This is a genomic window from Polaromonas sp. P1_E3, from assembly GCF_056405935.1.
This window is the reverse complement of the sequence record NZ_JBFUBD010000468.1, coordinates 1-1,904: the sequence shown is the minus strand read 5'-3', so window position 1 is coordinate 1,904 and position 1,904 is coordinate 1. Positions and strand designations below refer to the sequence as shown.

The 1,904-nt window shown below is 59.0% G+C and carries 3 protein-coding genes; 1 reads left to right on the top strand and 2 read right to left on the bottom strand.

The genetic code is table 11. The features are described 5' to 3' along the window. The coding region (locus tag AC1D0Z_RS20635; protein ID WP_477660033.1) for a sensor histidine kinase at window positions 1–283 on the top strand (283 nt) is incomplete at its 5' end. Between the two features lie 15 nt (window positions 284–298). Here AC1D0Z_RS20635 and AC1D0Z_RS20630 read toward each other — a convergent pair. Together AC1D0Z_RS20630 and AC1D0Z_RS20625 are read right to left on the bottom strand one after the other, a co-directional pair. Continuing rightward, a complete protein-coding gene (locus AC1D0Z_RS20630; RefSeq protein WP_477660032.1) occupies window positions 299–883 on the bottom strand; it encodes a response regulator transcription factor in 585 nt (194 codons plus the stop codon). Window positions 884–1,098: 215 nt separating this feature from the next. Continuing rightward, on the bottom strand, window positions 1,099–1,904 hold an 806-nt coding region (locus tag AC1D0Z_RS20625), incomplete at its 5' end, for a tryptophan--tRNA ligase (protein ID WP_477660031.1).

Here is a 1,904-nt window from a genome sequence, read left to right as displayed (position 1 = left end):
GCGCAACACGCATCGAGGCGGCGTGCTGCTGGCTGTACGCCGGCGGGGCGGAGTGCCGTGTATCGAAATATGGGACACCGGTGTGGGCATCGCGAAAGAACACCAGAAGGCAATCTTTCAGGAGTTTTACCGCATCCCCTTGCAGGGTACCGAAGAAGGCTTWGGGCTGGGGCTGGCCATCGTGTCCCGACTCAGCGAGGCGCTGGGGCATCCGGTGGGCCTGGCCTCAAGGAGCGGGCGCGGCAGCGTCTTCTGGGTGGAGTTGCGCACGCCGGGACTGTGACCCCGGCATGGCCCGTTAAAGCAGGCCTTGCGTGCGTGCCAGGTGACTGGCCTGCGAACGGCTTTTGACATTCAGGCGCCGGAACAGCCGCCACAAATGCACTTTCACCGTGTGTTCGCTGATCTGCAGCTCCTCGGCGATGTCGCGGTTGCTCATGCCCTTGTCGAGCATGACCAGCAACTGCTTTTGCCGCTTGGACAGTTTTTCCGTCGGGGTAGATGGCTCCGGGTCGAGCTCCTCGCTCAGGAAGACACGAAGAACGTTCGAGATCTCGGTAGCACCGGCAGACTTCTGGATATAGGCGTCGGCCCCTGCCTCAATGGAGAGGTCCTCGTAGTCCTGGGCTGGTGCGGCCGACAGCACCACCAGCGGCACGCTGGGGAACTGGTGTTTGAGCTCACGCACACCTGAGACACCATTGGTGTCGGGCAACCTCAAGTCAAGGCAGATGAGTTCGGGAACGCCGTGTTGCTGCACGGCGGGCATTACTGCGGCGAGCCGGTCCAGCTCGGTCACAGTGGCCTTGCTGCTCAGGCGGCGAATCAACATGACAACCGCTTCGCGCATCAACGGATGGTCATCTATTACAAAAATACTCATTAGTTCACGTCTGAAGTATCGTTCCTGTCAGCTATCGAGCATAACTGGTGAATGTCAACTTTGGGGCACTAATAAACTTGAAATTGCGGTATTTTTTCAGGGTGGCTACCCCCGAAAACAACAACGAATAAGTCTTTGGTACCAATGTGATTCTGTTGAGGGCCGTCGCACCCGACCCCCGGCCGCTTGGGGTCAGTTTGGCGTGAAACGGACATTCAGGGTGTTTCAGGTGTAAAGAATCGTAGCGCCGCTTGCACTTCTGTTACCTCGATGCCGGGCACTATCTGAAGCTGATTTTGCAGTGCAGCAAGCGCGCTTGCACCCTCCTTCTGCAAGGTTGAAATCATCAGAGCCGCCTCGCGGGGAGAGTCAAAACCATGGCTCTGCAGCAGTACCCGGCTATCGCCATCCTGCAGCTTGAAATAAAACTGGCCGTCCTTCTCGCGGTACTGTTTAAAGGCAGGAGCAGTACTTTTGACTGACTTGCCTTTCGACGCGGCAGCGGATTTTTCTGTTGCTAGATTGCGCAAACCCACTGCGCGCCGCAATTCGCCCATGAAAGGTGTGGCCTCTGCACGTGCTTCCTGTGCACCCGCCTGCAAAGTCGCCTCGATTTTTGCCGGGTCGCTGATGAGGCCGTGGTACCGCTCGCGCATGGGCGCCACCTCACGGTCTATGCGTTCGAACAGCAGCTGTTTGGCGTCGCCCCAGGCAATGCCTTCGGAATAGGCTTTGCGCAGTGCCTGCGTTTCGTCCGCGCTGGCAAAGGCCTGGTAAATCTGGAACAGCGCCGAGCCTTCGGTTTCCTTGGGCTCGCCCGGCGCGCGCGAATCGGTGACGATGCCGGCGATCAGTTTGCGCATCTGCTCGCGCGGCGTAAACAGCGGAATCGTGTTGTCGTAGCTTTTGCTCATCTTGCGCCCGTCCAGCCCCGGCAGCAGCGCGACGGACTCTTCAATGACAGCTTCGGGCAGCACCAGGTGCTCGCCGTAAAGATGGTTGTAGCGCTGGGCCATGTCGC